Annotated in this window: 1 pseudogene; it reads left to right on the forward strand. The window is 83.3% G+C overall.

The window, feature by feature from the left end:
* Positions 1–413: pseudogene (locus SJ20_RS02805) on the forward strand (secretion system protein F); the annotation flags it as partial.

The following is a 413-nucleotide window of genomic DNA, read 5'->3' on the forward strand; positions in this document are numbered from 1 at the left end:
GCCCGACGACGGCCACCGGGCCGGCGCGGCGGTCCCGCGCCGGGCGTGCCGTGGCGCTGCTGCCCTGGCGGGCCGGGCGGGCGAGGCCGGAGGAGGAGACGGAGGTGCTCGTCGGCGTGCTGCGCCGCTGGGCCGCCCTCGTCGCGGCCGGTCTGACCGAGGAGCAGGCCTGGCGGGAGACCGCGTGCACCCTGCCCGCCTGCGGGTCGGGCCCGGGCGAGGCGGGTGCCGCATGCTGCGCCCATCACCACGCCCGACGCCGGGCCGAGGCGCTGGCCTGGGATGTGCCGGCGTCGCCTGCGCCGACCGGGGAGGCGGCGCGCCGCGGTGGGACCCCGCCCTGGCGGACCCCCGCACGGGACCCGGGCTGGGCGCTGGTCGACGCGACGCTCGCGGCCGGGGCCCGGGCGGGC

The organism is Micrococcus sp. MS-ASIII-49 (assembly GCF_000946635.1).
In the GTDB taxonomy this organism is placed as follows: Bacteria; Actinomycetota; Actinomycetes; order Actinomycetales; family Micrococcaceae; genus Micrococcus; species Micrococcus luteus.